At 60.6% G+C, this 22846-nt stretch carries 23 protein-coding genes and 1 pseudogene; 13 read left to right on the top strand and 11 right to left on the bottom strand.

Features of this window, described 5'->3' with window-relative positions; translation table 11 throughout:
- Positions 1-139 precede the first annotated feature (139 nt).
- Positions 140-1876 (bottom strand): sigma-54-dependent Fis family transcriptional regulator, encoded by a 1737-nt coding sequence (locus tag MPC4_RS12400; RefSeq protein ID WP_174512781.1) that lies wholly within the window; start codon positions 1874-1876, stop codon positions 140-142.
- Between the two features lie 448 nt (positions 1877-2324).
- Here MPC4_RS12400 and MPC4_RS12395 point away from each other — a divergent pair, with 448 nt between their 5' ends.
- Genes MPC4_RS12395 through MPC4_RS12360 form a run of 8 tightly spaced genes read left to right on the top strand, consistent with a single transcriptional unit; the run spans position 2325 to position 8270 of the window.
- Positions 2325-2624 carry a phenol hydroxylase subunit gene (locus tag MPC4_RS12395; RefSeq protein WP_174512780.1) on the top strand — a complete coding sequence of 100 codons (300 nt, stop codon included), beginning with the start codon at positions 2325-2327 and terminating at the stop codon, positions 2622-2624.
- Positions 2625-2639: 15 nt separating this feature from the next.
- Complete coding sequence (locus MPC4_RS12390; protein ID WP_174512779.1) at positions 2640-3650, top strand: aromatic/alkene monooxygenase hydroxylase subunit beta; 1011 nt, start codon at positions 2640-2642, stop codon at positions 3648-3650.
- Positions 3647-3919, top strand: coding sequence for an MmoB/DmpM family protein (locus MPC4_RS12385; protein WP_134491646.1), 273 nt, complete (start codon positions 3647-3649; stop codon positions 3917-3919). The genes MPC4_RS12390 and MPC4_RS12385 overlap by 4 nt, the downstream gene beginning before the upstream one ends.
- Before the next feature lie 35 nt (positions 3920-3954).
- Positions 3955-5493, top strand: a complete 1539-nt coding sequence (locus MPC4_RS12380) for an aromatic/alkene/methane monooxygenase hydroxylase/oxygenase subunit alpha (protein WP_174512778.1) — start codon at positions 3955-3957, stop codon at positions 5491-5493.
- A 32-nt stretch (positions 5494-5525) separates the two neighbouring features.
- Entirely contained in the window at positions 5526-5885 is a 360-nt protein-coding gene (locus MPC4_RS12375; protein WP_174512777.1) for a phenol hydroxylase subunit P4, read from the top strand.
- Positions 5886-5898: 13 nt separating this feature from the next.
- Positions 5899-6951 (top strand): NADH:ubiquinone reductase (Na(+)-transporting) subunit F, encoded by a 1053-nt coding sequence (locus MPC4_RS12370; RefSeq protein ID WP_174512776.1) that lies wholly within the window; start codon positions 5899-5901, stop codon positions 6949-6951.
- 3 nt (positions 6952-6954) lie between these two features.
- On the top strand, positions 6955-7323 hold the full coding sequence (locus tag MPC4_RS12365) for a 2Fe-2S iron-sulfur cluster-binding protein (RefSeq protein WP_174512775.1): 369 nt from the start codon (positions 6955-6957) through the stop codon (positions 7321-7323).
- Positions 7324-7325: 2 nt separating this feature from the next.
- Positions 7326-8270, top strand: a complete 945-nt coding sequence (locus MPC4_RS12360) for a catechol 2,3-dioxygenase (protein ID WP_174512774.1) — start codon at positions 7326-7328, stop codon at positions 8268-8270.
- Between the two features lie 82 nt (positions 8271-8352).
- Here MPC4_RS12360 and MPC4_RS12355 read toward each other — a convergent pair whose 3' ends face one another.
- From MPC4_RS12355 to MPC4_RS21500, 9 genes and pseudogenes are all read right to left on the bottom strand, one after another.
- Entirely contained in the window at positions 8353-8550 is a 198-nt protein-coding gene (locus tag MPC4_RS12355) for a 2-hydroxymuconate tautomerase (protein ID WP_174512773.1), read from the bottom strand.
- A 10-nt stretch (positions 8551-8560) separates the two neighbouring features.
- Complete coding sequence (locus MPC4_RS12350) at positions 8561-9082, bottom strand: 2-keto-4-pentenoate hydratase (protein ID WP_244628989.1); 522 nt, start codon at positions 9080-9082, stop codon at positions 8561-8563.
- Positions 9083-9343: 261 nt separating this feature from the next.
- Positions 9344-10363: pseudogene (gene dmpG, locus MPC4_RS12345) on the bottom strand (4-hydroxy-2-oxovalerate aldolase); the annotation flags it as partial.
- Positions 10363-11304 carry an acetaldehyde dehydrogenase (acetylating) gene (locus MPC4_RS12340; protein WP_174512772.1) on the bottom strand — a complete coding sequence of 314 codons (942 nt, stop codon included), beginning with the start codon at positions 11302-11304 and terminating at the stop codon, positions 10363-10365. The gene MPC4_RS12340 and the pseudogene dmpG, both read right to left, overlap by 1 nt.
- A 3-nt stretch (positions 11305-11307) precedes the next feature.
- Positions 11308-12102: a 2-keto-4-pentenoate hydratase gene (locus MPC4_RS12335; RefSeq protein WP_280514797.1), complete on the bottom strand. Its 795-nt coding sequence runs from the start codon at positions 12100-12102 to the stop codon at positions 11308-11310.
- A gap of 16 nt (positions 12103-12118) precedes the next feature.
- Positions 12119-13630 carry a 2-hydroxymuconic semialdehyde dehydrogenase gene (locus tag MPC4_RS12330; RefSeq protein WP_174512770.1) on the bottom strand — a complete coding sequence of 504 codons (1512 nt, stop codon included), beginning with the start codon at positions 13628-13630 and terminating at the stop codon, positions 12119-12121.
- A gap of 44 nt (positions 13631-13674) precedes the next feature.
- The gene (locus tag MPC4_RS12325; protein ID WP_134491663.1) at positions 13675-14106 is read right to left on the bottom strand and encodes a GlcG/HbpS family heme-binding protein; all 432 of its coding nucleotides are present in this window, start codon (positions 14104-14106) and stop codon (positions 13675-13677) included.
- Positions 14107-14125: 19 nt separating this feature from the next.
- Complete coding sequence (locus MPC4_RS12320) at positions 14126-15046, bottom strand: catechol 2,3-dioxygenase (protein ID WP_134491665.1); 921 nt, start codon at positions 15044-15046, stop codon at positions 14126-14128.
- A 2-nt stretch (positions 15047-15048) separates the two neighbouring features.
- Positions 15049-15408: a 2Fe-2S iron-sulfur cluster-binding protein gene (locus MPC4_RS21500; RefSeq protein WP_174512769.1), complete on the bottom strand. Its 360-nt coding sequence runs from the start codon at positions 15406-15408 to the stop codon at positions 15049-15051.
- Positions 15409-16543: 1135 nt separating this feature from the next.
- Here MPC4_RS21500 and MPC4_RS12310 point away from each other — a divergent pair.
- The 3 genes from MPC4_RS12310 to MPC4_RS12300 all read left to right on the top strand — a co-directional run bounded on the left by MPC4_RS12310 (position 16544) and on the right by MPC4_RS12300 (position 19456).
- On the top strand, positions 16544-17506 hold the full coding sequence (locus MPC4_RS12310; RefSeq protein ID WP_174512768.1) for a SphA family protein: 963 nt from the start codon (positions 16544-16546) through the stop codon (positions 17504-17506).
- A 107-nt stretch (positions 17507-17613) separates the two neighbouring features.
- Positions 17614-18441, top strand: a complete 828-nt coding sequence (locus MPC4_RS12305; protein WP_174512767.1) for an alpha/beta fold hydrolase — start codon at positions 17614-17616, stop codon at positions 18439-18441.
- Positions 18442-18751: 310 nt separating this feature from the next.
- Complete coding sequence (locus MPC4_RS12300) at positions 18752-19456, top strand: GntR family transcriptional regulator (protein WP_174512766.1); 705 nt, start codon at positions 18752-18754, stop codon at positions 19454-19456.
- A 422-nt stretch (positions 19457-19878) separates the two neighbouring features.
- Here the strand turns inward: MPC4_RS12300 and MPC4_RS12295 are convergent, their stop codons facing one another.
- A complete protein-coding gene (locus MPC4_RS12295) occupies positions 19879-20616 on the bottom strand; it encodes a sensor histidine kinase (RefSeq protein ID WP_244628988.1) in 738 nt (245 codons plus the stop codon).
- Positions 20617-21660: 1044 nt separating this feature from the next.
- Here MPC4_RS12295 and MPC4_RS12290 point away from each other — a divergent pair.
- Together MPC4_RS12290 and MPC4_RS12285 are read left to right on the top strand one after the other, a co-directional pair.
- Positions 21661-22251, top strand: coding sequence for a hypothetical protein (locus MPC4_RS12290; RefSeq protein WP_244628987.1), 591 nt, complete (start codon positions 21661-21663; stop codon positions 22249-22251).
- 104 nt (positions 22252-22355) lie between these two features.
- The gene (locus MPC4_RS12285) at positions 22356-22649 is read left to right on the top strand and encodes a GlsB/YeaQ/YmgE family stress response membrane protein (RefSeq protein ID WP_174512765.1); all 294 of its coding nucleotides are present in this window, start codon (positions 22356-22358) and stop codon (positions 22647-22649) included.
- The last annotated feature ends 197 nt before the right edge of the window (positions 22650-22846 follow it).

The raw sequence follows: 22846 nt of genomic DNA, 5'->3' as shown, positions 1-22846 counted from the left end.
ATCGGACTTCCAAATCTCGTCCATGGTCGGCCCTCCGTGACGCCGACCACCCATGAATCACGCAATGCGCGTCTCGGGAATCCCAAAAATGCACAACCCCTCAAAATTCTGCCAAAGTAGTGCTAGTTATTCGTGATCTTCAATCGGTCCGCAAATCGCCCGATTGAGCTCCGGGAGCGCCTTCCTGCACTTTTCTATAGCGATAAGCGAGTTGCGGCCTTGTAAGGCCCAGCGCTTTGGCGGCCTTGCTCAGATTTCCGGCCGCTCGCTCCACAGCGCGCGCGATTAGTTCATTTTCGAACGACTCGAGTTCGAATTTGCTGTCCAGCAGACGGTCCAAAGCGCCCGTATCGTGCCGCGCGCCGCCATCGTCGCGTTTCGGAATGAGCAATCCGTGATTTGAGAGCCCGTAAATGCGAGGATTGCGCTCGTCGATTGGCGAGGTCAGATAGGCTACGTCCAACGGTCCCCGATTCGGCGCCATGATGATGGCGCGTTCGATCATGCTTTCCAACTCGGTCACATTGCCGGGAAAATCATGGGTCAGAAGATAGCCGACAGCCATCTCCGACACGCCTGTTATCTTTTTGCCGTAACGACGGGAGAAGACGTCCAGAAAATGACGGATCAGCAGAGGCAAATCGGTCCGACGCTCACGCAGCGGAGGGATCACGATGGGAAACGTCGTCAGACGATAGTAAAGATCTTCGCGGAACGATCCATCGCGCATGGCGTCGATCAGCCGCGCATTCGATGATGCAATGACGCGAATGTGGACCGGCCGGGGTTGGGCGCCGCCAACCCGTTCAACCTCGCCGGTCTGCAAAACCCGAAGAAGCTTTGTTTGCGCCCGCAAATCCAGCCGATGGACGTCTTCGAGGAAAAGAGTTCCCCCGTTCGCGCGTTCGATGCGGCCGCTGCGCGAAACCTGCGGCCCGCTGGCCGAGGTGCTTTTCTCGACGCCAAAAAGATCGACATCGAGTTGGTCGCCCGAAAGCGCGGCGCAGTTGAAGGCGACAAATGGTTTCGAGCATCTCGCGCTCAGCTTGTGCAAAAGCCGCGCGCAGCTTTTCTTGCCGGCGCCGGGTTCGCCGATGAGCATCACTACGGCGTCGGTTCGCGCCACCTTGTCCACCATATGCATCATCGCCACAAACCCCGCGGATGCGCCGACCATGCGATCGTGCGGCCAGCCGCCGGGATGGTCAGGCTCTCCACAGACGGAGGCCCAGGACGAGCCGGCCTCGGCCTGGGTGTCCGCGAGGTCAAAGCCCTGGTGCAGATCGTCGCGAACCGCATCGTCCCATTGATCGGCCGGCTTGCCGATAATACGGCAATGGGCGGCGCCGGTCGCGCGGCATTCCACCTCCCGATAGAGCACAGGAAGTCCCATATAGGCGCTGGTGAAGGCCGAAGCATAGCCAAGCAGCGCCCAACAGACCGGTTCAGCGCTGATGCCATAGGCATGGAGATGAGCGTCGACCTCGGCCGAATTTCGCCAGATCCATTCTCCCGCATAAACGCCCGTTTCAGGATCAACATCGAGCAGAACCGGCTCCACCGCGACCATCCCTTCAAGCGCGTGGAGTCCTGGTCCGATCATGAACGACTCGCGAATCCCCATGTCGGGCTTCGTCCGGCGCGCGAGCGCCGCGTCGGCCGCTCCCGACGCATGGCCCATCCGCGTGATCAGGCCCCGAGCGACTTCTATACCGAAAGTGTCGATGAGCTCTCGCCGGAGACTCGCGAAGGCCGTCAAGTGCAACATCAGCATGCGCTGGCCCTCGAGCCAGATGCAGCCCTCTTCTGGATTGAAGCGAAGACGCGCGGATAGATGGCCGATGTCGACGCCGACCGTGGTTGAGCTGTCCGTCACCGCTCGCCCCCGATGATGGCGAGCGCCCTCAAGCCCGGCATTGCCTTCATCGATTCACTCCCGCAGCATGTTATTTTTCTACCCGCTACTATGAGGGCGCCGCTGGAGAATTACAAATCCTTAGCTCAAAGTTGCGGCTGTTCATTGTCCTACGCGCGCCTCTTCATCAGATGATGAAAGCTGCTGCGATGCAGCGTCATCAAATGCTTAGACGCGCGCTCCAAATCAGGCTGCCGGATCGCCGTCGAGATGTCCGTTCTGCGCCTTAAGGCGCTGTTTTCACGATACAATCAAAAACAACTGCCAGTGATATTCATTTTTTTTCCTTGTTGATTGAACCGGAAGGCTCGCCGCCGCATCATCGCCCCGCTCGCATCAATGTTGTGCGACAGGGAGGATTGAAATGGCGGACCACCGATGGTCGGCTGCTGCCGAACACGGCGCGCCAATGCGCGCCGACAGCATCTCGAAATATGAGCGCGAGGATGATGGTGCGACGCTGGATCTAGCCCGTCGCTACATCCGCGTCGTTGGCGTGAGGTGTGGATTCATCGAGTTTGAGTTCACCATCGCTGATCCAATGCTGACTATCGAGCTCGTCATGCCGCCCAGCGCATTTGATGAGTTCTGTCGCGCGCAAGGCGCCAACATAAGTGCGGCCGACGATGTCGAACAGGCGTTCGCTCGGCTGCGGGAGCGGAGCGCGGGCCAGTCGAAGACCGCGAGCACAACCACAAGCAAAAATTAAGAGGAGGACGACGCAATGGCGCTTGAGATCAGAACCAGTACCGTCCGGCAACGGCGACAGACTTTCTCCAATGTGGCTCGCCGGCTTGGCGCCGACAAGCCGGGGTCCCGTTACGAGGAGGCGTTGTACGACCTCCAATCCGAAGTGAACTTCCACTATCGGCCGACCTGGGATCCGGCGCACGAACTGTTCGACAAGAGCCGGACGAAAATCAGCATGGCCGATTGGTACCAGCTGAAAGATCCCCGGCAGCTCTATTACGGCACTTACACCATCCAGCGGGCCAGAATGATGGAGGCGGTCGAGAAGAACTTCGCCTTCGCGGAAAAACGCGGGCTGCTTTACTCGTATGATCCAGAGTGGCGGGAGGTGATCCGCTTCTATCTGCTGCCGCTCCGTCATGTTGAGTGGGGCGCGAACATGAACGCCTGCAATATGGTTGACAAGGGCTACGGCGTCGCAATCACCCAGCCCGCAATGTTCGCCGTGACGGATCGCCTAGGGATTGCGCAGATCATCAGCCGCATCGGCCTCGCCATGGGGGGCGCCGGCGCGTTGGACGAGGCCAGGGAGCGTTGGATTACGGCGCCCGAATGGCAGCCGATGCGCCGGCTCGTCGAAGACACGCTCGTCATCGAGGATTGGTTCGAGCAGTTCGTCGCCCAGTTCCTGAGCCTTGACGGATTGCTCTATCCGCTGGTCTACGGTCAATTCGACGCTGCTGGCCTGCAACACGGCGCCGGCGCCCTCTCGATGCTCGTTGAATTCATGGTGGACTGGCAGGATGAGACCGCCAAATGGGTCGACGCTGTGCTGAAACGCGCCGCCAGCGAGTCAGCCGCCAACCGGCAGTTGATCGCCGGATGGCATGAGGAATGGATTGAGCGCTCCCGCGCCGCTCTCGCGCCGCTCGCGCAAAAGGTGCTTGGGCCAGCCGCCGAAGAAGCGTTGTCCTCTGTGCAAGCGGCGCTCGAGAACAGGGCGGATCGGTTGGGCGTCCGACTTTCCACGGAGATGGCGGCATGAGCAGCGAAGTCTCGATCAGCTTGCAGAATACGGACGACGGGCGAGGGATCATCGCCGCCATCGTTGCGGACAATCCGAAGGCGAAGGTCAGCAGCTATCCGGCGATGACGAAAATCGACTGTCCCGACCGCTTGGTGATGAATCGGTCCACGATAGAGCAGCAACTCGGGCGCGAATTCGATCTCCATGAGCTGAACCTCACAATGATCAGCATTTCGGGAAACGTCGACGAGGACGACGACCGACTGCTGCTCATGTGGAATTCCTGAATCAATGAGGACTCGGCACTTTTAGGAGAAATCTGATGAACGTCGTCAACCCCAATGAACGCCCTCGCAAGCTCAATCTCAAGGAACGCTACGCCATTCTGACGCGCGGCCTCGACTGGCAGCCGAGCTATCAGGACAAGAAGAAGATCTTTCCCTTCACCGACTATGAGGGAATCAAGATCCACGACTGGGACGCATTCGAAGATCCCTTCCGCCTGACGATGGACGCCTATTGGAAGTATCAGGCCGAGAAGGAGCGCAAGCTCTACGCCGTCATCGACAGTTTCGCGCAGAACAATGGACAGATGAATATTTCCGATGCGCGATATATCAACGCGTTGAAAATCTTCATCACCGCCGTGTCGCCGCTCGAATACGCCGCGCATCGCGGTTTCGCGCATCTCGGCAGGCATTTCGAGGGAGTTGGTCCGCGCGTGGCCTGCCAGCTTCAGGCGATCGACGAACTCCGGCATGTGCAGACGCAGATTCACACGATCAGCCATTTCAATAAGTTTTTTGATGGTCTCCACGATCCAATGCATATGTACGATCGCGTTTGGTATCTTTCGGTGCCGAAGTCGTTTTTCGAAGACGCGATGACTGCGGGACCGTTCGAGTATATCACCGCGGTCTCGTTCAGCTTCGAATATGTTCTGACCAGCCTGTTGTTCGTGCCGTTCATGTCGGGCGCCGCCTATAACGGCGACATGGCGACGGTGACCTTCGGCTTCTCGGCGCAGTCTGATGAAAGCCGGCATATGACGCTTGGGCTGGAGATCATCAAATTCATGCTGCAGCAGGACGAGGCCAATGTGCCGATCGTTCAGAAATGGATCGACAAGTGGTTCTGGCGCGGATACCGCCTGCTCTCCATTGTCGCGATGATGATGGACTACATGCTTCCGAAAAAGATCATGTCATGGAAGGAGGCGTGGGAAATGTATTTCGAGCAGGGCGGGGGCGCGCTGTTTCAGGATTTGTCCCGCTACGGCATCCGTCTGCCAAAATATCATGAGGTCGCGAAGGCTGAGAAGGATCATTACAGCCATCAGGCCTGGAGCACTTTCTACCAATATTCTCACGCCGCGGCGTTTCACACCTGGACGCCGAGCGAAGACGAGATGGCCTGGTTCGCGGAAAAATATCCCCAGAGTTTCGATCAGCTTTACCGGCCGCGCTACGAACATTGGGCCAAGGCGGCGAAAGCGGGCGAGCGCTTCTACAATAATGGGCTGCCGCAACTCTGCCAGGTCTGCCAGATTCCGACGTTTTTCACCGAACCGGGCGATCCGACGCGGATAGCCACGCGGACGACGACACACAACGGCGAAAGATACCATTTTTGCTCTGACGGATGCCACGACATCTTTGAAGATGAGCCCGAAAAATATGTTCAGGCCTGGTTGCCCGTGAGCCAGATCTTTCAGGGCAATTGCGGCGGCGCGACCGTGCCCGAGGTGCTCGACTGGTATCATATGAACCAGGGCGCCGATAATCTGGACTATATCGGATCGCCTGATGAGAAGCTCTGGGAAGAATGGCGGGCTGAACGCAAGCGCGTCGCCAACCCCTGAACAACACTTACAAAAAATCGAGGAAACGTCGCATGACCACTGTAGCGATAGGACCTTACGCGTTCCCCCCGCGTGATCGGGTCGAAAATTTCCACGGGCTTCAACTCGTGCATTTCTTGTGGGAAAGGCATCTGATGTTTGCGTCGCCGATCACAGCGCCTCTATCCGCCGCGACGCCGTTCTCTGCGGTTATCGGCGAGGTTCTGCCAATGCTTTACAGCAAGCATCCTGACTTCGCCGCGATCAACTGGAACGCCGTGGAGTGGGACTGCGACGGCGTCCCGTTCACTCCTGATCTGGCGCTGACGCTGGCCGATCTCGGGGTTGGCCACAAATCGCTGTTGCGGTTCCGCACGCCTGGCCTCGAGGGCTTGGCCAAAGCGAACTTCTGAGCGGATCGTCGCCATGACCTATCAGCTCACAATCGAACCGCTCGGGGAGACAATCGCTGTCGAGGACGGCCAGACCATGCTCGACGCCTGCTTGCGCGCGGGCGTCTGGCTTCCGCACGCCTGCGGGCACGGACTGTGCGGAACGTGCAAAGTGGAGGTCCTCGAGGGTCAGGTGACGCATAACGAAGCGTCTTCCTTCGCGCTCATGGACTTTGAGCGCGATGAAGGAAAAGCGCTCGCCTGCACCGCCACGCTCGACGCCGACACCATCATAGAAGCCGAGATCGACAACGATCCCGACGCGCGCCGGATCCCGATCCGCGATTTCAAGGGCGTGATCGAACGCGCGAAAATGCTGGCCGAGGATGTTCTCGGCCTCTGGCTCAACGTGCCGGGAGAGGGAGTTGCGTTCCAGGCCGGGCAATATCTCGCCGTATCGGCGCCCGGAGTTGAAGGCCCGCGCTCTTTCTCGATCGCGAGCCCGCCCTCGCAACCCAACTGCATAGAGCTGCATATCCGTATTGTGCCTGGAGGCAAGGCGACGACGTGGCTACGCCAAAATGCGGCGCCGGGTATGCCGCTTGACTTCGCCGGTCCCTACGGCCGTTTCTACGTGCGCCATTCGGTCGCCCTGCCGAGATTGTTTCTTGCGGGGGGCTCCGGCCTTTCGAGCCCCCAGAGCATGATTCTGGATCTGCTTGAACGCGGCGAAACTCAGCCGATCACGCTTGTCCACGGAGCGCGGAGCGCGGACGGCCTTTACCATAGCGCGCTGTTTCGCGAGCTTGCCGAACGCCACGGGAATTTCCGTTACATTCCCGCGGTTTCAGGTGAGACCGATGGATGGAAGGGCGAAACCGGCTTCGTGCATGAAGTGATCCATCGGGTATACAACGGGCGTTTCGATGGCAATCAGGCCTATCTGTGTGGTCCGGCGCCGATGATCGACGCCTGCATCACGACGTTGATGCGAGGCCGCCTGTTCGAACAACACATCTTTACCGAAAAGTTCCTGACGCCGGCGGACGCGGAAAAGGCGCGCTCGCCGCTTTTCAGGAAGATCTGACAAATGGCCCCGCTCCTCATCCGAGTCCTCAACGTCGACCAGCCGTTTCGCTGTGGGACTGACGAGACGGTGTTGCGGGCGCTCGCGCCCATCCACCACGACCGGATCGGTTCGGGCTGTCACGGCGGTGGTTGCGGGGTCTGCCGCATTCGCGTGCTGCAAGGCGATTATGTAGTCGGTTGCATGAGCCGGGCGCACGTCAGCATCGAGGAAGAAGCTTCGGGATTGACGCTGGCGTGCCGCACCTGGCCGCGCTCCGACCTCGCCGTCGAGCCGGTCGGCAAGCTGCCGGCGCGGCTGATGCGCCGCTTCCGCCTGCTGCCGCCAATAGACGATGATCGGGTCCAAAGTCCCGACGACAGGGAGAAATGAATATGGCGGTCATGAGATTAGGCCATGTGAAGCTGCGCGTTCTGTCGATCGACGACGCGATCGATCATTACACCAACACGCTCGGCCTGCTTGAGACGCATCGCGATTCCGACGGCTCGGTCTATCTGAAGGGATGGGATGAGTGGGATAAATATTCGGTTGTTCTGTCGCCGTCCGACCGGGCGGGCCTTGAGCACGTCGCTTTCAAGGTCGAAAAGGATGCCGAGCTTGACGCCTATCGTTCGCGCATCGAGGCCCGCGGGATCAAAGTGATGGAGCTGAAGCCGGGCGCTCTGCCGTTCTGCGGCCGCGCGCTTCGGTTCCTGCTACCCAGCGAACATGAGTTCTTCCTATATGCCGAGAAGGACTTCGTCGGTAAGGCGGTGGGCGCGCTTAATCCGGAGCCTTGGCCGGATGGATTGAAGGGGGCCGGCGTTCATTGGCTCGATCATGTGATGCTCATGTGCGAGGTCGATCCGGCCCGCGGCATGAACAAGGTCGCCGAGAATGTCGCTTTTTTCCGGGACGTTCTTGATTTCGGGCTGTCGGAACAGGTGCTGGCGGGTCCTGAGGGCGACGTGCAAGCCGCAGCCTGGATGTTCTGCACGACCACGCCGCACGACATTGCTTTCGGCGCGGGGCCGCGCGGCGGCCTGCATCACATCTCTTTCTTTCTGGAAGATTGGTCCGACATCCTTAAGACTGCTGACATCCTCGCCAAGCGCCGCGTTAAGGTCGACGTGACTCCGCAGCGTCACGGAATCACGCGAGGCGCGACGACTTACTTCTTCGATCCCTCCGGCAATCGCAACGAGACCTTCGCAGGGCTTGGCTACCTCACCCAAAAGGACATGCCGACGATCACCTGGAACGAGGAACACCTGTGGCGCGGAATTTTCTATCATTCAGGCGATATTGTCGGCGACTTTCTCGGCGTCTACACCTGACCGCCGCCTCCGGTAAATCTCAAAGGCGGCGAGAAACGTAGCCGCCCGACGCCTCGGCGGACATTCCGGCGGTCGGCCGCCGTCAGGACGGTTTCGGCGGCGCTCCCTTGAGGACGCCGCCGGCGGCGAAATGATGGGCGGGCACTTCGCGGATGATGATGCGCACGGTCTCGCGCGGCGCCTTGATCGAGGAGACGATCGCCTCGGTCACTGCCGCGACCAGTCGTGACTTGTCCTCGTAGGTGCGTCCTTCGATCAGGGTGATCTCGACGATTGGCATGAAGCATTCCTCAAGCGACGACGGAGAAATCGACGGCGCCGAGACTCTGGAATGTCGTGCGCACATATTGGCCAGGCGTCAACGCATAGGCGGCGGTGGCGCCGCCCGCCATGACGATGTCGCCCGGCTCCAATCGCTCGCCGGCGCGTGCGACAAGACGCGCGGCGGAGACAAGAGAGCGGATCGGATTGCCGAGTATCGCGGCGGATGAGCCGATCTGCACAGGGCGGCCGTCGACCTCCATCACAATGCCGAGGTTGGCTACGTCCGTCGACGCCTTCGCCCACGATCCCACATAGAAGCCGGAAGAAGACGAATTGTCGGCGACGACGTCCGGCAGAGCGAATTTGAAGTCGCGATAACGGCTGTCGATAATCTCCATCGCCGGAGCCACCGCCTCTACGGCCGCGAGCGCTTCGGCCGCCGAGACGTCGCCTTCAAGCGGCTTGCCGATGATATAGGCGATCTCCGGCTCGACGCGTGGATGGACATAACGAGACCGGACGAGGTCTCCGCCCTCGATCAGCCGCATGGCGTCGGTGAGCCGGCCCCAGATAATCTCCGAGACGCCGACCTGTTGCATTTTCGCGCGGGACGTCAACCCCATCTTGTATCCCGCGCGCCGTTCGCCGCGCGCCCGTCGCCGGGCGAGAGACAGCGCCTGGATCGCATAGGCGTCTTCGACCGAGAGGCTGGGCAGGCTTTCGGTCAGTTGCGGGATGGCGATGGCGGTGGACGCCGCCTCGTCGACAATGGTCGCGAGTTCCGCGAGGCTGGTCATGCGGCTTTCTCCGCGATTCTTGAGAATGTCCAGCGCGACGTCGATGATCATGTCTTCCTGGCCGCCGACCATGCGGCGGTTGCCGAGCTCGGTGAGGATGTCGCGCGTATCGACGCCATAGAGCTTCGAGGCGTTTTCCGCATGGCGCAGGAAGCTCGAATAGACGCCGGCGTAGCCGAGCGAAAGGCTCTCGCGATCGACGCGCACGGGACGATCCTGCAGGGGCCGCACGAGATCGTCCGCCGCGTCCATCAACATGTGCAGGTCGCAGCCGGTCTCGATTCCCATGCGGTCGAGCACCGCGATCAAAGCTTCGAGCGGCGCGTTGCCGGCGCCCGCGCCCATGCCGGCGAGCGAGGCGTCGACACGTACGGCGCCTGCCTCGATTCCCGCCACGGCGTTGGCGACGCCAAGCGTCAGATTGTGGTGGGTGTGCACGCCGATTTCCGTCTCGGGCTTCAGCGCGCCGCGCACCGCTTTTACGCGCTCGGCGTACTGGTTCGGCAGCAGCGCGCCAGCCGAATCCGTCACATAGACGCATTCGGCGCCATAGCTTTCCATCAGCAGCGCCTGCTCGACCAGCTTCTCCACCGGCGCCATGTGCGCCATCATCAAAAAGCCGACCGTATCCATGCCAAGCTTGCGGCCCGCCTCGATATGCTGGCGCGAAACGTCCGCTTCCGTGCAATGGGTGGCGACGCGCACGCTGCGCGCGCCGGCCTCATAGGCATGTTTGAGATCATGCACGGTGCCGATGCCCGGCAGCAGCAGCACGGTGATGCGCGAGAAGGCGCATTCGCCGGCGGCCGCTGCGATCCATTCGGCATCGTCATGCGCGCCGAAGCCGTAGTTGAAGGTCGAGCCGGTGATGCCGTCGCCGTGGCTGATCTCGATGGCGTCGACATGGGCGCGGTCGAGCGCCCGGGCGATGGCGCGCACCGCGTCAAGGCTGTACTGGTGACGCACTGAATGCATGCCGTCGCGCAGCGTGACATCCTGGACGTAAAGCTTGTTCGGATTGATGCGGGCCATCACGCGGCTTCCTTCTGCAATTGCTTGGCCGCCCAATGGTCGGCAGAGACCAGAGCCGCGGAGGTCATGATGTCGAGATTGCCGGCATAGGCCGGCAGGTAATGCGCCGCGCCTTCCACCTCGAGCATGATCGTGGTTTTCAGGCCGGAGCACAGGCCGACGCCGGGAATGCGCACCGGCGCGTTGTCGCCGATATTCTCGAACTGCACCTTCTGCTTCAGGCGGTAGCCGGGCACATATTTCTGCACGGCGGCGACCATGTCGAGGATCGACTGCTCGATGGCTTCCCTGCTGCCGCCCTGCGACAGAGTGAACACGGTGTCGCGCATGATCAGCGGCGGCTCGGCGGGGTTGAGAATGATGATCGCCTTGCCATGTTCGGCGCCGCCGAGGATCTCGATCGCTTTCGAGGTCGTCTCGGTGAATTCGTCGATGTTGGCGCGGGTGCCGGGACCGGCGGATTTCGACGAGATCGAGGCGACGATCTCGCCCCAAATGACGCGGTCGGTGGCGCGGCGCACGGCGCGCACCATAGGGATCGTCGCCTGGCCGCCGCAGGTGACCATGTTGATATTAGGCTCATCGATATTGGCGTCGCCATTGATCGCCGGAATGGTGAAGGGGCCAATCGCCGCCGGCGTCAGGTCGATGACCTTCTTGCCGTCGGTCTGGAGAAGCGCGTTGTTGTGGACATGGGCGCCGGCCGAAGTGGCGTCGAAGACGACTTGAATGTCCTTGTATTCGGGCATCTTCCGCAACCCGTCTATGCCCTCGTGGGTGACGGGAACCTTCAAACGAGCAGCTCTCGCCAGCCCGTCAGAGTTCGGATCTATGCCGACCATCGCGCCCATCTCGAGGCTTTTGGAGGTGCGCATGATCTTGATCATCAGATCCGTGCCGATATTGCCCGATCCGATGATCGCGCATTTCACTTTGGCCATGTGTCACTCCTTGGCGAAGGCCGCGCAAACGGAGCCGAGGCCCTCGATGCGTACGTTGAAGACGTCTCCCGGCGCGACGGCGGCCATGGGTCCCAGCGCGCCGGAAAGAATGGTGTCGCCGGCTTTCAGCGGATAGCCGACGCGCGCCATGACCTTGGCGAGCCACAAAGCGGCGTTGAGCGGCGAGCCCATGCAGGCCGCGCCAGCGCCGACCGAGACGGGTTCGCCGGCCTTCTCCATCACCATGCCGCACAGACGCGGATCGAAGGCGTCGAGCTTCACAGGGCGCGAACCCAGCACGTAAAGGCCGGAGGAGGCGTTGTCGGCGATGGTGTCCGTGATGCGGATGTCCCAGTTCTGGATTCGCGAGCCGACGATCTCGATGGCCGGAACCGCATATTCGATCGCCCGGAAGAGATCGCTGACAGTCAGCTGTTCCTGCGTGAGATCGCGGCCGAGAACATAGGCGATCTCGCCTTCGACCTTGGGTTGCAGGACGTCCGCGAGAGCGATGTCTTCCGCGTCGCCCCGCGCCATGTCGGAAAAGAGCATGCCATAGTCGGGCTGGTTGACGCCGAGCTGGCGTTGCACCGCAAGCGATGTCAGCCCGATCTTGCGGCCGACAAGACGACGGCCCGTCTCGATCGCGCGCTTCGTGTTGATTTCCTGGGCCGCATAAGCGGTTTCGAGATCGTGGGCGGCGAAAAGATCCCGGATCGGAGCGCAGGGAACGCCCGATCTGGCCGCCGCATGGAGCCGATCGGCGGCTTCGCGGAACGACTCATTTGACGTGGTCATGTCTTCCATTCGCCTTTCAGAGTTTGACGCAGATGTTGGTGAGCTCGGTGTAGAACTCGAGCGAGTGGACGCCGCCCTCGCGGCCGATGCCCGACTGCTTCGCGCCTCCGAAAGCGGTGCGCAGATCACGCAGGAACCAGGAGTTCACCCAGCAGATCCCGACATCCATTCTGGATGCGACCCGATGGGCGCGCGACAGATTTTCCGTCCACACGGCGGCGGCGAGGCCGTAGGGCGTCGAATTCGCGAGCTCTATCGCCTCCTCCTCAGTGTCGAAGGGGCGGATGTGGCAGCAGGGGCCGAAGATCTCCTCGTTGACGATCGCGGCGTTGTCTGGAGCGCCAGTCCATATGGTCGGCTCGATCCATGAGCCGCCGGCGAGATCGGCCGGCACCTTGGGCACTCCGCCGCCGGTGATCACCGTGGCGCCTTCCTCGATGGCCCTGGCGTAATAGGACAGAACCTTCGCCTGATGCTCCTTGCTGACCAGCGGGCCGATCCCGGTCGAGGGATCCTCGGGCCGACCGGGGCGGAGAGATTCTGCGCCCTGCTTCAGGCGCGCGACGAATTCGTCGAAAATGAGCCGCTCGACATAGACGCGCTCGGTGCCGAGACAGACCTGGCCGCAATTCGAGAAAGCCGAGCGCATGGTGCCTTCGACCGCTTTGTCGAGATCGGCGTCGGCGAAGATCAGCGCGGGATTCTTTCCTCCGAGTTCGAAGGATACCGGCCGGATGCCGTGGGCGGCCTGGCGCATGATCGCCTCGCCGGTGCGGGTCTCGCCGGTGAAGGTGACGCCGTTGACGCGAGGGTGCTGGGTCAGGAGCTCCCCGGCCGAATTCGGGCCGAGCCCGTGCACGACATTGTAGACTCCCCTTGGCACGCCGACCTTGTTCATCGCCTCGCCTAGGAGGGTCGCCGTGAGCGGGGTCTCTTCGGACGGCTTCACCACCACGGCGTTGCCGAGCGCCAGCGCCGGGCCGACCTTCCAGGTCATCAACAGAAGCGGCAGGTTCCACGGCGATATGACCGCAATCACGCCCCGAGGACGCCGCAGCGCATAGTTGAGGGCGCCAGCGCCGTCGGGCGTCGTCATGGGGAAGCATTCGGTTGCGACCGTCTTGGCGACGTCGGTGAACATCTTGAAGTTCGCCGCCCCGCGCGGAATGTCGATATGCGACGCCAAACTCATCGGCTTGCCGGTGTCGAGGCATTCAGCTTCAAGGAATTCATCGAAGCGCCGGTTGATCTCATCGGCGACGGCGCCGAGCAGGTCGGTGCGCTCCACCACGCTCATCCGGCCCCAATCCCCGCGCAGGGCGGCATGGGCGGCCGTCACCGCGGCGTCAACCTCGGCGCGGCCGCCCTCGGGCACGCGGCCGATCAGGCTGCCGTCGACAGGGTGGAAGTTTTCCCAGCTCTTGCCTGTGGTCCCCTGGGTGAACGCGCCGTCGATGAAATGGGCGGCGTCTCGCCGCGCGCTCGACTGGCTGAGAGGGCGGCGCTCGTAAAGCTGGTGAATGGTCATGGGCAATCTCCTTGCACGGCCGCTGGCGGCGGAATTCTAAGGTTTCACGCGGGAGTCGGGCCGAGGACTGCAAGTCCTGCCGCCGCCGCGGCGCGATCGTCGTCTTCCGAGCCGCCGGAAACGCCGATGGCGCCGACGATTTGGCCATTTTCGACAATTGGCAGGCCGCCGCCGAACAGGACGACCCCCGGACGCAATGCGATCCCCTCGCGCAGCACCTCCCGATGGGAAAGCGCGGCGGCGAGATCATCGGTGGAGGTCTTGAAGACGGCGGCGGTCCAGGCTTTGTCGCGGGCGATCTCAACGGACGCGGAAAAGGCGCCGTCCGCCCTGAGACAAGCCACAAGGTCGCCGCTCACATCGACTACGGCCGCCACCACGGCGGCCCCGCGTTTCGCCGCATGAGCGACGGCGGCGGCGACAGCCTGGCTGGCCGCCGCCGAGGTGACGGTGGCCATCATATGGGAGATCGTCATGGTTTGTCTTGCCGCCTCGTCAGGTCACGACCGAAAGGAAAGCTTCGTTCAAGACGCGCTCGTAGTAGAAAATCGCCTTGCCAATGTGAGCCTCGTCCCAGGTGCGGGTCGGATGGTCCGGATAATAGGTATAGCCGCCGCAAAAGACCTCGTTGCGATTGCCGGACGGATCGAAGAAGTAGATCGTCTGTCCGCGCGTGATGCCGTGGCGGGTCGGACCGAGGTCGAGGGACATATCGTAGTGGGTGAGGATGTCTGCCGCGTGGCCGATGTCGTTCCAGTTCTCGAGTTCGAAAGCGGCGTGATGCAGCTTGTTCGGCTCGGGGTATTTCACGAAGGCGATGTCGTGGGCCTTCATGCCGCAACTCAGCCAGATGGCGAACACGCCGTCGGGCGTCTCGACCTGCTCCGCCAAGCGGAAGTCGAGCGCTTTGGTGAAGAAGTCGAGATTCTTGTCGACGTGGGGACCATAAAACAGGGCGTGGTCGAAGCGGCGCGCGCGCATGCCGTGCGGACATTCCAGCCAGACCCCAGGATTTTCGATCGCGGGCTTCGGGTCGGATTGGTCGGCATGGGAAAAGAGTTCGATGCGGTGGCCGGAGGCGATCGTCCAGCCGATGCGTCGGCCGACGCCGGGCTGCTCGCCGGCGGGGACATGATCGACCGGAAAGCCGTATTCGACGATGCGCCTTTCGAACATATCGAGGTCGCTGTCATTGAGAACCTTGAACGCCATCAGGTCGACGCCGGCTTCGGAGGCGCGGCGCAGGACGAAACTGTGGTGATCAAATTCATCGGCCGACTTCAGATAGACGCGGCCGTCGGGACCCTCGGTCACCTGATGCAGTCCGATACGATTGGTGTAGTGTTCAACCGCAGCGGCCATGTCGAGCACGCGCAACTGAATGAATCCGGGTCGCAATACGCCTGTCTGAGCCATGCTCATTCCTCCTTGGTGTACCGGCCATTTGGCCTTTTCTCTTTGATGACAGTCTGTGTTTCGAGGCGCAGCAGAAGATTGCTGAGCGGATAGACGGAGCAGGACAAAATGAGCCTGTCGGCTTCGTCCACTTCCGAGATGTGGGCGCGGCTCATAGGCTCGCTTCGGTATTCGCCTTCGAGCACTCTGGCGCGACAGACGCCACAGCCGCCGCGGCGACATCCAACAGGCAGTTTGCAGGGAAGGCCCCGAAGTCTGCCCGAACCCTGGCCCTTTTCGAGCGCGACAAGAACACGTTCGCTCGCCAGGCAGGACGTCGATCCCGCGCCTTCAACAGTGATGATGAAGCACCCGGTCTTCAACGGCCGCCGCCGTAAGCCGCCTCAATCGCCTTTCTGGTCTCGCGTATCCGCTTGACGCCTTCTCGCCGGGCGGAAATTCCGTCCAGATCGGTCCGTCTGTCCGTCAGGCGTCTGCCCGAAGCTGGTCCGGGCGCAAATTGGCCCATTTCATCCTCCCGGATTCTTTAGAGCGATGCCGAAAAGCCGCAGATTTTTTGGACCGGCGTCATGCTTTAACTTATTGGAATCAATAACGTTTCATGATTCTGGATTGATTCAGTCCGAAATCGTCGGAGCTTCAGATGCTCTACGGCTCGACGCGTTCTTTATCCAGCGCCGTCCGAAAGCTGTCAATGATAATTTCGAGATTTACGATAAAATCGGATTTCTTGGCGCCGGCGCCCTTCTTTAAAATGGCGCGACTCTCCAATTGCCTTTTCCAGAACCATCTCGTGTTGGTCGGCGCGCGAGGGCGCGCACTTGGCCAATGATGGATGACGACACGAAGGAGTGCGGGACAATGGAGCAAAAACCGCCCGCATTCTTTAATTTCTGATAAATGGCCGATTGCCGATAAATACGAAAGTTTGCATAGTTTACAATAATCTCGATATTTCTATTGACTCCTCCGACAGGGCCAGCCGATAAAAGGCCATAAGAATGGGATGGCCCTGAAGCGCGTCCCACGTCGCAGCGGGGGAGGGGAGAGATGGGCGTCCGGCAGCCTTCGGAAGGCGCAATGCGCTCGACGATGCGCAAGCGCCGAGGGCTTACGCTTGCGCTCCTGCAACAGTGTCAACCCTCTTCCCTGAGTTCGAGCGCGGCGCGCCGGATGAGTCCGATTATGTCCACGAGCGGCTAAAACCCGGCGACGGCTTTCTGTTCCTTGATGCCCATGGCCGCTTCTTCGGGGCGACGTCGCGGATGTGGACGGCTCCCTTTTCCGGCCGTCGCCAATCAAGCGCCTTGGCGCCGTCTCCGATCGTGCTTGAGAAGACCAATGCCCGGTTTTTCCAGAAGTTATGACGTCGTGTGGTTGGCCATGAAGGTCCTCTTCGCCTGCAGCAGCCATTGCCGAATTCGCTAATCAACATTCGAAGAAACGTTCAGGGGGGAACGGATGTCTACAGGGGGGAAACGGATGTCTAAAAGAGCAATGCGCGTTATTGCCGGCGTTGTCGCCAGCGCGCTCACGTGTGGAGTCCTTGTTGAGCGCGCGGCCGCATGGGAAGCAGGCTATCTGGTCGGGACCTTTCCGGGGATCACCTTGGGCCTGCCGATGGGGGCGAACCCGCCGCCCGGCGTTTATCTCACCAACCTTGGAAACTATGGCACCGACGTCTTTACCGGACATGGCACCGCGGGACCTGCGGGCGCTTCTCTGGGCGAAGTCGGCGCCAAAATCGATCTCGGCCAATATGTCCCGGTCCTGACCTGGTCGACGCCTTGGACGATCCTTGGCGCCACATGGTCAATGACTGTCATTCAACCAATGATTACGAGCTCCTTCTATGAGCCCGGCGGCGCGATCATTTCCAACCCGGCCGGCCTGCACAATATCATCCTGAACCCCTTCAACCTGTCATGGGAGCTGGCGCCAGGTTTTTTCGGCGCCCTTGGCCTTGATGTGATTCCTCCAACCGGACGAATCTCGGGCGCTACCGGATTGGCGAATTGGGGCCAGCCCATCGTTACGATCGAGCCTCGCGTTTCATTCAGCTATCTTGCCGATGGATGGAATATAACGTCCTCGTTTCGCTTTGGCGTGAATACCGTGAATACATATACCGGCGTGACCGACGGCGCCTATCTTCATACGGATCTAACGCTCGCAAAGAAATTCGACAAATGGGAATTGGGCGCGGTCGCCTATGGCGTCAACCAAATCGCTGCGGATAGCAATTGCGGCTCCAAACCGGCGGGATATTGCGCTTACGGAGAGGATGTCGCGCTCGGTGGCCTGGTTGGCTACGACTTCGGTCCCGCGAGCGTCAAGGTCATAGTCACTGATTCCGTCTACACGCGCAATTTCGCTGGCGGCTGGCGCGTCTACACGCAGCTTGCATTTCCGTTGTGGGTCGATCAGCCGGCCAAACCGTTTGTGGCCGCCAAGTTCTAAATGGGAGCCGCGATTCTCCGGGTCGGCGACGGCGCGGCGGACGTCGGGTTTGATGTTGTCTTTCATCGGGATTAGATCCCCGCTTAAGACGTTTGAGGAGAATGGACATGAATATCGCCGTCAATCCCGAGATCGCCCAGTCGATCGCCGCCGGCGAGATCTCGACCAACTATCATGACCAGGGCCAGGGCGCGCCGCTGCTCATGATTCATGGCTCGGGGCCGGGCGTCTCGGCCTGGGCTAATTGGCGGCTTAACATAGGTCCGCTTTCGAAGCATTTCAGGGTCATCGCGCCCGACATGGTTGGCTTCGGCTTCACGGAGCGGCCGAAAAGCGTCGCCTACGGCAAAAAGCTGTGGCTTCGACACCTTGCCGACTTCCTGGATTCCCTCGGCCTCGAGCAGGTCGATATCGTAGGCAATTCGTTCGGCGGCGGCTTGGCGCTCGCCTTCGCCATAGCTCATCCGCAGCGGGTGGGGCGTTTGGTGCTGATGGGAAGCGTCGGCGTGCATTTTCCGATTACGCCTGGTCTTGACGCCGTTTGGGGTTATGAGCCGTCGCTTGAGGCGATGCGCGGCTTGCTCGACATTTTCGCCTTCAATCGTGAACTGGTCAGCGACGAACTGGCGGAGCTGCGTTACCAGGCCAGCATCCGTCCCGGCTTTCAGGAGTCTTTCTCGTCGATGTTTCCCGCCCCCCGTCAGCGTGGGGTCGACGATCTCGCATCCAGCGAGGCGGATATCGCCGCGCTTGTCCAGCCGACATTGATCATACATGGCCGTGAAGATCGCGTCATCCCGCCTGCCGCCAGCCGCCGTCTGTTCGAGCTTGTTCCGAATGCCGAGCTGCATATGTTCGGCCGCTGCGGACACTGGACGCAGATTGAGCATACAGACCGCTTTAATCGGCTGGTCATCGACTTTCTGAGGCGCTGACGGGCGCCGATGTCGGGAGGATTACTCGAAAGGGCTCTCAGACAACAGGCTTAAGCGCAGCTTTGTTCAATCTTTCGATTGCGTTAGATCCCATTTTTGTTCTTCAGGATAATTATCTTCAATATAAGTAAAAACCTAATGTCTGCTAAAATCGGCGCCGAGGCCGTAATGCGATAATTTGAGGCGGCGTCAGTTATTGCTATGAATTACGAAATTTGGTATTATTACGAATAATTCCAGTAAAATAAGCTGTTGCTGCGGCGGCTTGTTCATTTGCTCTCAGGTGCTGAAGATGACGACGGGCTATGAAATGAACGCGTTATCTGGCCGCGCGAACGGGGCTGTCTCGGCGCGCAGTCTGGTCGAAGCGGCGTATGGCGCCGTGCGCCAGGACATTCTGAGTGGCGATCTGGCGCCCGGGACCAAGCTGATGGTCGAGTTGCTCAAGGAGCGCTACAATGTCGGAGCCGGCACGCTGCGGGAGGCGCTGATTCGTCTTGTCGGCGAAGCGCTGGTTATTTCGGAGGAACAGCGCGGCTTCCGCGTCGCCTCGATCTCGCTTGAAGATCTTGCCGATCTGACGCGCAATCGCGTCTTTGTCGAAGCCGAAGCCCTACGTCAGGCGATCGAGTTAGGCGATGATTCCTGGGAGGCCGATATCGTCGCCGCCTATCATCACCTCTCAAAAGTCGAAGAAAGGCTCGGGGCGACGCCTGAAACGCAAAGCGATGATTTCGAGTATCGCAATCGAAATTTTCATCGCGCCTTGATAGCCGCCTGCCCCTCGCGTTGGCTGCACCATTTCCACGGCATTCTGTTCCAGCAGTCTGAACGTTACAGGCGCATTGCGCTGACGAGCAGGCCTGTGCGGCGCGACGTTCACGCCGAGCATGAAGGTCTTATGAAAGCGGCGCTCGCCCGCGATTCCAAACTGGCGTGTCGACTGGCGTCCGAACACATCGAACGAACGCTCGACGTCTTAAGCAATGTCCTTGCCGCCGCGGCAAAAAAGTAGCGCCGTTTCGGCCGCCCGGCATTTCATTCGCTCCTCCGGCGTTTGCGAACCCGAGGTTGTTCATGCCGGATGAAGGACGATTGGCGCCTATGGAACTCGCGTCAAATCCGCCAGCAGTTTGAGCGTGACCGCGGGCCACGGCGTCCGTCAGTGCGTGGTTCCACCGACCCTTTCGCATGGCGTCGCGATCGTTGAATCCTAAACTCAGACCGCGCCTCGCAGCAGAAGAAGCCGGGACCGCCCCGATGCGCCGCCGCGCGAAAGCCTCGAATTGCGAACCTATCTGTTCTTTGGACTATGCCGGCCGCCACGGCGCCGCCTGAGACGGCGTTAAGCCACGCCGCGGTTAGCTTGGTCCGTTCGTTCTGGACAAGGCTCACGGCATTGCTTTCCCGAAGCTTGCCGCCGGTCCTTCATCGTTTTCAGTTTGAAATTATGGGCTGAAGGGCCGCGAGTGGAACATCCAGTTTGCAGACGACCCCACTTGGCGCAAACGTCAACCGCGCCTCTCCTTGAAGCTGCCCCACAAAACCCCGTTCGATCAGACGCGTCCCGAAACCACGACGCGTCGGCGCGTGAACGGTCGGACCGCCCTTCTCTTCCCAAGCAAGTTGAAATTGCTTGGCGCGTTCATCAACCGTCGCTGTGATCTCGACCCGCCCTTCAGGCGTTGACAAGGCGCCGTATTTGACCGCGTTCGTACAGAGTTCGTTGAGGGTCATGGCGAGAGGAAGCGCGGCGCCGGAGGCGACTTCTATGTTCGTGCTCTGAATAAAGAACTGACCGGCGCCGAGGGTATCGAAGGGCGCAGTCGCCATCTTAAGCAGGTCCGCCAGCTTTACGCTATCCCAACTGGCTCGCAAGAGCAGGTCATGCACGCGTCCCAAGGCCGCAAGCCGCGCTTCGATCGCCTCCCTGCCTTGTTCAAGGCTTTCCGCGGATCGCAGGCTTTGGTTCGTAATCGCCTGAACGATTGCGAGCGTATTCTTCACCCGGTGATGCAGTTCTTCCAAAAGGATGCGTTGCAGCCGGTCGGCGACTTTGTGCTCCGCCGCATCGATGCCGGCCTGCGCCAAGAGGCTGCGGAGGTTAGCATTCTGCGCCTCAAGTCCCATTTTTTCTTCACTATCCATGCCCGATGCCTGCTCGCTCGCGATCATTCGCCCTTCCGCAATCTAACGCCTGCGCCCGCCATTCTCAGCGATGATCTCAATCCCCGCATCTGATCGTTGAGCGAAGGCAGGCGCTTGTTGTACGCGGATCGACGGCAACCCCGCTTCAGTGACGACGGTTCTGCTGGCCGATCTACGGTGGATTTTTAATCTCGTTGCTCACCGTTTTTATACGGCGCAGATTTAGGGCGAGGCGGCAGCCGCGAAGATAACGAGCTCAAGGAGCGGCTCAGCTAGGGAGCGGGGCGGCGTCCGCGGCGGTCAGCGCCCGCACCCTATAATCGCCGGCAGTCTTTGCCCCTGCTTTGATAAAATAGGAGCATGGCGAGAACTCCTCGTGTTCGCCGTCCGACGACGAGATGACCCAACGATATGTGCCTTTATCAATTGAGCATGGCCGAACGATAACGGTATAGGTACGGGCGGCGCGCTTCTGCATAAAGCATAGTGTCATGAACCAGAGCCGAGGAAAAGCGCCGCTGCTTGCCCGGCAAATTAATAACTTTTCCTCAGCCGCGCCCTGGGAGCGCTGTCGTTCTCCGCGATGCGCTCCACGCCGGCGGCGGTGAAATCGCGCCGCGGCGAGGTCGAGGCGCTTTTCGTTTCGCATGAGGCGTTCAGCCTTTGCGTTGTCCTGTCGGCGGCGGCAGTTCGGCGCGGCAAGGGTTTCCATCGATCACGGCGCGCCGCCGCCGTGCTCGTCAGCGAATTCGCAGCAATCCGCAAGTGTTATAGGCGCGGACCGAGCAGCTACACTAGCGGGGATCTTGGATAGAACTTTTCATTTGAAATGAAGCGCACAGGACCGCATTTATTTTTTTGGAAGAGCGGGGATTTAATTATGAACCGTCGACCCCGTCGCGCGTTGACGACTCGGTACGAAACGACATAGCGGTTCGCCGCGGGCTTGGCCTTCGGGCGCAATTTCTGAACATCACCACATTCGGACACTCGGACCGCAAGGCCGAGAATGTTGTCGCATGAGCGAACTCTATTTGTTTCAACATCGGAAACCAGACAGGAGAGAAGATCATGCAGAAGCGAATCGGATCGAGGCTTGCAGTTATAGGAATGGCTGCCGCCATTGTCGTTCCTTCGGCATATACCGCTTACGGCCGGAGCTATCGGGATCATCGGACTGAACGGCCCGAACTCTCAATCAATCAAAGCGTCGACCGGGCCGACGCGCGCATCGCTGATCTTAAAGCTGACCTTCGGCTGACGGCTGATCAGGCCAAAAATTGGCCTGCCGTTGAATCCGCGCTACATGACATTGCCGCCAAGCGCGCGCAGAACTTAGCAGGCGAGCCTAATCTTAAGGCCGGCCGCTCCTCCAGCGAAACACCCACCGCCGCAGTCCCTCCCGCTACAGATGAGCGCGCCGATGTCGCCGCCCGGGCGGAGCGCGACGCCCGTAACAATCCGAAGCAAGATGACATCACCGCGATGCAGAGCGAGGCCGACGCGCTCGCGGCGCAGTCAGCTAACCTGCGCCAAATCTCGGAGGCGGCCAAGCCGCTGTATGACTCGCTCGATGACCGTCAGCGCCAGCGGCTCGTGCAGTATGTTAATGAAGATGTGTGGGCGAACGAGATGGACTATGCGCGCCGGCGCCGTCACTGATTTGCCATACGCTTAAATGGGGCGCCTGTAGCCGGCCCAGATCCTTTTGATCCCGAGCGCCCATTCTTTGTTCAGCTCTCGAATGGATATAGAGGCACACGAAGATGTACATGTCGGGTGAAAGTCTCCTGATCATATTGGTGGTCGGCCTCGTCGCTGGATGGCTTGCTGGCCAGATCATGCACGGCGCGGGGTTCGGAATCGTCGGCGATCTCATCATTGGAATCGTGGGCGCCTTCATCGGCAGTTGGCTGCTACCTCAGCTCAACATTCATCTCGGCTCCGGTATTATTGCTGCGATTCTAAGCGCCACCGTCGGCGCTCTGCTATTGCTGCTGATCGTCGGGCTCATTCGTGGCCGCGGCGGGCGGACATGGAATTGGGGCAGGCGTTGGTAGCCGATTGTTCCGCTCCTGCGGGCTTATCCACGACCGGCGCCGTGGATCGCATGGTCGAGTTTTGCAAGCTCGTGTAACAGCGCGAGCCCCGCGCGTGAGCAGCGCTAGATAAAAGGGAGAAGCTCTGGCGGTGCGGTATGGGCTTCCATGCACGGATGAGACCGGCGCGAAACGAGCTTTTGACGCTGCGCGCGGCG

The organism is Methylocella tundrae, from assembly GCF_901905185.1.
GTDB classification, from domain to species: domain Bacteria; phylum Pseudomonadota; class Alphaproteobacteria; order Rhizobiales; family Beijerinckiaceae; genus Methylocapsa; species Methylocapsa tundrae.
This window is presented reverse-complemented; position numbering and strand designations above follow the sequence as displayed.